This is a genomic window from Alcanivorax hongdengensis A-11-3, from assembly GCF_000300995.1.
GTDB classification, from domain to species: domain Bacteria; phylum Pseudomonadota; class Gammaproteobacteria; order Pseudomonadales; family Alcanivoracaceae; genus Alcanivorax; species Alcanivorax hongdengensis.
Genome location: NZ_AMRJ01000035.1, coordinates 23,464 through 29,776 on the forward strand (window position 1 = coordinate 23,464; position 6,313 = coordinate 29,776).

Here is a 6,313-nt window from a genome sequence, read left to right on the forward strand (position 1 = left end):
TCACCTCACAATCCGAGCAACATCTTCGCCAACACGTTTTTCTGGATCTCGTTAGATCCACCATAGATGGTGCACGCACGCAGGAAGTTATAGCGGCGACTGGCCTGATTAAAAATTTGCTCCCCAATGGGCTCCTCGTTATCCCATGGCAAAGACATCAAACCTCCGATTTCCACCATCGCTTGGGAAACCCTTTGCTGTAGTTCCGTGCCTTTGATTTTCAGTCCTGACGATTCTGGGCCGAACGGCTTGCCTTCATCTGTGGCAGCAACGGTGCGAAAGTTGGTGTATTCCAGTGCCATAAGATCGACTTCCAAGCCAGCCAACCGACGCACCGCCAACTGCTTATCTGTTTCCGTTGGTAGCGCATCGATAGCACTTTTAAGGCGATTGATTTCGTAGTGAATATCCGCCACACCGGCAATGGTGGTGCGTTCGTGGGTAAGAAGAAACTTGGCAATGGTCCACCCCATTCCTTCTTGACCCACCAAATTTTCCACAGGCACTTTCACGTCGGTAAAATAGACTTCGTTAAGGTGATGATGCCCATCAATTGAATAAATCGGCCGTACTTCAAGCCCGGGGGTTTTCATATCGATCAGCAGGAATGAAATACCCTGCTGCTGTTTCACGGTGCTATCCGTTCGCACCAAGCAAAACATCATGTCTGCCCAATGGGCCTGTGTCGTCCAGATTTTTTGACCATTAACCAAATAATGGTCGCCATTACGCGTGGCTCGCGTTTTTAACGAGGCCAGATCTGAGCCCGCATTGGGCTCAGAATAACCTTGGCACCATAGCGTTTCGCCACGCTGAATGCCGGGCAACCACCGTTCCTTCTGTGCTTCAGAACCAAAGGTATATAACACCGGCCCAACCATGGCCACACCAAAAGGACTTGTTGGCGGAGCCCCTGCCGAGGCGCGTTCCTGATCGAAAATATACCGCTGGGTTGCACTCCACCCTGGGCCACCAAATTGTTCTGGCCAAGTAGACGTGAGCCAACCTTGACTGCCCAGCAAACGCTCCCATCGTTGCTGCATATTCTTGTCTGGCATCGCTCCTCGGGCAGTACAGCGCCGAATATCATCAGGCACATTTTCCTTCATCCACTGCCGGATACTCTTACGAAATTCTTTTTCGTCATTACTGAAATCCAGATTCATGGAAGCCTCCAAGCCAATAAATTTCGCAATACAAGGTCATCGATTACTCAATTAACCTGTTTACCGTTGCTCTCCCAAAAGGGGGCTCGCAGTTCGTTTTTCAGCACCTTACCTGCCCCACTCACCGGCAACGACTCTGCCTTAAAATCAACGCTACGAGGCACTTTGTAACCTGCAATTCTTTCACGGCAATGTTCGATAATCTCTGCCTCACTGGCGTGCTCTCCTTCACGCAGCACCACGATTGCATGCACAGCTTCACCCCAGCGTTCATCGGGAATACCAATTACCGCGCACTCCTGTACCTCAGGATGGCTATAAATGGCACCTTCAACTTCAACAGAGAAAATATTTTCTCCACCGCTAATTACCATGTCCTTGGCTCGATCAACGATGAAGACAAATCCATCCTCGTCCATGTAGCCAAGGTCGCCGGTATGTAGCCAACCATTGCGCAAGGTATCAGCGGTTGTTGATTCCATTCCCCAGTAACCCAACATGACGTTTGGTCCCCGCGCACATATTTCGCCAACCGTACCTTGAGATACCACCTGATCATTTTCATCAAGCACCACCACCTCCACACCCAGTGCTGCGCGACCGGCGCTACGTAATTTTTCTCCGCCGGGAATGTGATGTTCTGGCCCGAGTGAGGTAATGATTGGGGAGGCTTCGGTCTGGCCATAGCCCTGAGCAAATGACACTGTCGGCATTTGTTCCATAGCACTAATCAATACCGCCTCTGGCATTGGCGAGGCGCCATACAGCATGCGTTTTATGCTGCTGACATCGTAATTGGCGATGCGCCCAGATGAGGCTAGAAGATTGACCATGGTCGGCACCAACAGGGTGTTCGTGACTTTCTCCTGCTCAATGAAAGCCAGCACTTCATCAACATCAAAGCGAGGAACAATGCCATGTGTCCCCGCAGCCAGTGTCACGGCAAACGTGCTGGCCATATCAGCCAAGTGGAACATGGGCCCGGCATGCATATATATGGTGTCACTGTCATAGCCCATCTCGGCAACCACGTTCAGGGCATTGAATACCAGGTTGTCATGACTCAGCATCACGCCTTTTGACCGCCCAGTGGTACCACCGGTATAAAACAGCCCCGCCAGATCGTCACCGCCAGCATTGGCGTCACGGATTCGACCGGCGTTGGCGACAAGGGATTCATAATCAATACACCCTTGTGGACACTCACCCTCACCCATGAAGACAACATGCTTGATAGACTCAAGCTGTGGCTGTAGGGATGGCAGCAATGCTGCAAAGGTGTCATCAACGAAAAGCACTTTAGAACCTGAGTCATTCAAGGTATAGGCGATTTCAGGTGGTGCGAGCCGAATATTGACGGGATTCACTGCCGCACCGGCCCACGGCACTGCATAGAAATACTCCAGGTAGCGATCGCTGTTTAATGCCAGTATGGCAACCCTGTCACCCGCATTGATGCCCAGACTTAGCAACCCGTTAGCAAGGCATGCGATACGGTCTTCAAACTCTCGCCAGGTTTGCCGCCGACCAGCAAAAACGGTAGCCGTACCTTGGCCGTTTAATTGAACCGCACGGCGCAAAGTCTGTGAAATATACATAACAGAACTCCTCTATTGAGGCAGAAAAGGAAGGGGGGAGGGTTGTTTATAGATTGGATTAGCTGGAAGCGAAGGCTCTCTTATAAATGAAGCGACCTCGGGAAACCTGGGCGCCATCAAGAAACACATCCACAACAACCACAATGAAGCGCTTTCCTTCACGAATAATGTTCGGCTTGGCCACCAACGTACCCGCAAAGGCCGGGCGCAAATAATCCAGAGTCATACTTGAACATACTGGCTTATTTTGTTCAGTCTGATTCGCTGTTAAGTGCGCGCCAGCAACAAGCTCCGCGAAGCTTGCGATAATACCGCCATGAAAAGTCTTGATCAGAGGGTTGCCAATGTGCTGCTCGCGAAACGGCATTTTATAGGTTGCTTCGCCGTTATCGTCCGAAGCCGTCATACCAAGAAATTTTTCGTATGGTGATACATCGCCGACCACAGTAGAGAGAGCGGTTACCCTTTCTGTTTCGAAGCTGATGATTCCTTCATCATCGATTGTTTTTTTCTTGGAGGGGGCTCTCTTATTGCTAGGATTCACAGATTGATCAAAGGACGGGCCTGCCGTTCCTATCGCAAAACTGCCTGATACCGACGCCAGCAAATTGCCGCCATCACGCCCAAATGCCTCTCCACGGACATAGGCAATATTTTCTTCAACTGCAAAACAGGTGACATTACATGCCACCCCTTCGCCAGCCTCGGGGTTAGCGATGAAATCAACGCGCAAGTCAATTGTCGCAATTGGGCGCATGTCGCCGAGGCGCACAAAAATCGCCAAACCACATGCCGTATCAAGCAAGGTAGCGATGGCTCCCCGATGAAGCTTTCCCTGTTGATCACAAACCTCTTCCACACAAGGCATGCTCATTACCGCGCCATCTTTGGTAATGTCATCCATTGCGATACCAAAAACCCTGAACAACGGATGCCCTGAACCAAAAAAAGCCTTTGCGGCAAGCAGTTCTCTCGGGAGTGATGTCTCAGCTGTCATAGTTAGCAACTTTTTATCAGAATGTTGAAGCGGCATCCGCATACCGGGTCTCTGCAACACGCACAGATTCAATGGCGTCCGTTATTGCCTCTTCAGGGAATGTTTCACTTTCGGACCCCTTTCGCAGACAATCAGCCAGAGCGGACCATGCCGCAGCACTCGTTCGCATCAACTCGACCAAGCCTGCCTCATGTATTTCAGGAACAATTTCACTCGCTTCATCGAGAAATTCTGAATACATCGCTCTAAAGCCGCTGCCCCCCGTTCCACGCTTCTCGATCACTTGATAGGCGAAACGGAGCAACCATTGCCATTTATCCACTGCCTTCCAGCGAGGAAGTTCCTGGATCCAAGTTGTTAGCGCTTGAATACCGTGATTCCTGCTTCCTTGCAGGAGATTATCTGCATTCTTCACAATCGCACTGCGCACGTTCTCGGCAGACACCTGAACCGAAACACTTTCGGGTGCGAACAATGAACCATGATGGATAAAGGGTGGCGACAAGGAGAATCTGGCTTCAACCAACTTGTCACGAGGCACCTCTAAAAGCCCTGGGCGCTCGGTATCGCTAACGAGCATCGTCTCGCCCTTCTCGGCTCGCTGCCAGGCGACGATGGCGTGACCGGGGAAATGTGTACTGCTCTTGAAATAAGGAAGGTAAAAAATATCAGTTAAGAGAAGCGCAGGCCGCCCCGCATCAAGATGGGCATCCAGCGCATCGGCGGCAGCACATTTATCTTGCCAAGTTTCCCAGCGAAACGGCACGCCCAGTGTAGAGAACACCGTTTCCTCAAATCCCATTGAACGGACATGGACAATAAACGGGGTGTCCGTGCCTGGTATTTCCACATAAGTAATACCAAGCCCGGCACCCAGCCCGAAGCAGAAAGCTTCCGTCAAATTAAGCCCATGAAACTCCAGCAGGTCTCTGATAGCTGAACTGCCACAGTGACGCCCAGGCCGATGTGTATGAGGAACATCGACGGTACTGGGGAGATCCTGCTTGTCTCCATGCATCAGGCTGCCTCACTCACTGGAGCCGGACCGTAAATGGTTTCCGATGCCCGCATCGGATCTCCATGAGTCTCATACTCCGCCAACCACGCGGCAACCTTCTCAGGCATACCGGTATCCCAAGGGTGAAATCCAGGGCGGAACCAAGCGAGGAAATCAGGCAGCATGCCTGTGAGAATACCTTTTCGCCCATAAAGCTTGTTCAGGCCTCGCAGAATCACACCAGGCTGGCGCGTTACGCCATCAAGCTTGAGCATATTCCAAAATACTGGAGCCACGACAAGGTGAACCATCAGGGTCGCAACCACCAACGCAGACGCGCGCGTCAAGTAGCCTCCACCTGCTGCGCCCTGATAAAGATCATAGGCCACGGCCTTGTGCTCTACTTCTTCGACCCCGTGCCACAGAAATAGCGCTCTCATGACGGGGTCAGCCTCGCTAAACATCTCGCTCTTCTCGCTGACCATGGTTTCGCCCAGGGTTGCCGTAAAGTGCTCAAACGCCGCCGTCATGGCGAGCTGATACTTCTTCGGCAGGTACTTTTGTGTGGTGCGAATAAAGGTCCTTAGATTCGCAGTGACCTTATCCACATCCACGCCCTGGCTGGCCATCACATCGTTGAAACGATCATGGACAATCCCGTGCTGACCTTCCTGGCGAATAAAGTGACGAATATCCTCGCTCAGCTGATCATCTGTCACTTGATCCTTGAAGTTACGCACTGACTGGATAAAGAAGCGCTCCCCCTCCGGGAAATGCACTGAGAGGGCATCAAAGAAGCGGGTCAGCACGGGGTCACCGCCATTCCAGTGCCGTGGCACTGACGAGACATCAAAAGCGACTTTCCGCGGTTGGATTGGCACAGAACTCATAACTCCTCCAATGAAACAGGCTGTCTATAGGATGACATGCCTTGATATTATTTGGTTGAACAACCAAATGTCAACAAACAGGCTCGCGCCCCTCGAAAACGTAAAGTTGCATATGTGTAATCTGAAGGAGGGCTCGATCATGGAAGACAGGTAACAGAGCCCCTCTGAACCATTCCGCCATGCCGGAATTGTCCTGGGTAATTTCCAGCACCCACGCTCGGTAAGCTATTGAAAACAGGAACTAATGGCACAGAATCGCCATTCTCGAGCCCACTGGTTGACTGCCCCCCCCCAAGCCATTGGCACCGCCCGATAGTTGCCTGCTGCCTTGTTTGCTATGCACCATTGCTTAGATTCACCAATACTACTAACAAGCAACTCTCCGGTATCGCTGGTTACATCTGGCCTGAAGAGGGTTTGGCATTGGTTTTTGGCAGCAAATTACCGGGAAATCGATCCGGTACGAAAAGCTATGCCAAGACCTATACCAATCTTCCTGATTGAGGGAATTTTCTTGGACGACCACTGACTCTTCCAAAATCACATTTTTCGCTCAGCCACTGAATGGATACCGAACTTAAAGAAAAGCCAGGTTGAAACGCAGAAAGGACGATCTCCCATTTTTCCGCACACCCCGGGTTCTACCCCGTTTCCACGGACGGTTT

At 51.4% G+C, this 6,313-nt stretch carries 5 protein-coding genes; all 5 read right to left on the reverse strand.

Translation table 11 applies throughout. The features are described from left to right. Positions 1–5: 5 nt before the first annotated feature. The 5 genes from A11A3_RS15355 to A11A3_RS15375 are packed head-to-tail and all read right to left on the reverse strand — an operon-like array spanning position 6 to position 5,648. Positions 6–1,166 carry an acyl-CoA dehydrogenase family protein gene (locus tag A11A3_RS15355; protein WP_007150215.1) on the reverse strand — a complete coding sequence of 387 codons (1,161 nt, stop codon included), beginning with the start codon at positions 1,164–1,166 and terminating at the stop codon, positions 6–8. Between the two features lie 47 nt (positions 1,167–1,213). After that, the gene (locus A11A3_RS15360; RefSeq protein WP_008930249.1) at positions 1,214–2,764 is read right to left on the reverse strand and encodes a long-chain-fatty-acid--CoA ligase; all 1,551 of its coding nucleotides are present in this window, start codon (positions 2,762–2,764) and stop codon (positions 1,214–1,216) included. Between the two features lie 58 nt (positions 2,765–2,822). After that, complete coding sequence (locus A11A3_RS15365; protein WP_230457772.1) at positions 2,823–3,803, reverse strand: PaaI family thioesterase; 981 nt, start codon at positions 3,801–3,803, stop codon at positions 2,823–2,825. Next, positions 3,778–4,779 carry a BtrH N-terminal domain-containing protein gene (locus A11A3_RS15370; RefSeq protein WP_008930251.1) on the reverse strand — a complete coding sequence of 334 codons (1,002 nt, stop codon included), beginning with the start codon at positions 4,777–4,779 and terminating at the stop codon, positions 3,778–3,780. The genes A11A3_RS15365 and A11A3_RS15370 overlap by 26 nt, the downstream gene beginning before the upstream one ends. Then, a complete protein-coding gene (locus A11A3_RS15375) occupies positions 4,779–5,648 on the reverse strand; it encodes a metal-dependent hydrolase (protein ID WP_040297295.1) in 870 nt (289 codons plus the stop codon). The genes A11A3_RS15370 and A11A3_RS15375 overlap by 1 nt, the downstream gene beginning before the upstream one ends. Between the last annotated feature and the right edge of the window lie 665 nt (positions 5,649–6,313).

Coding starts and splice junctions, on each gene's coding strand:
- A11A3_RS15360 (WP_008930249.1), bottom strand. CDS start 2,764: ATGTATATTTCACAGACTTTGCGCCGTGCGGTTCAATTAAACGGCCAA.
- A11A3_RS15375 (WP_040297295.1), bottom strand. CDS start 5,648: ATGAGTTCTGTGCCAATCCAACCGCGGAAAGTCGCTTTTGATGTCTCG.
- A11A3_RS15370 (WP_008930251.1), bottom strand. CDS start 4,779: ATGCATGGAGACAAGCAGGATCTCCCCAGTACCGTCGATGTTCCTCAT.
- A11A3_RS15355 (WP_007150215.1), bottom strand. CDS start 1,166: ATGAATCTGGATTTCAGTAATGACGAAAAAGAATTTCGTAAGAGTATC.
- A11A3_RS15365 (WP_230457772.1), bottom strand. CDS start 3,803: ATGCGGATGCCGCTTCAACATTCTGATAAAAAGTTGCTAACTATGACA.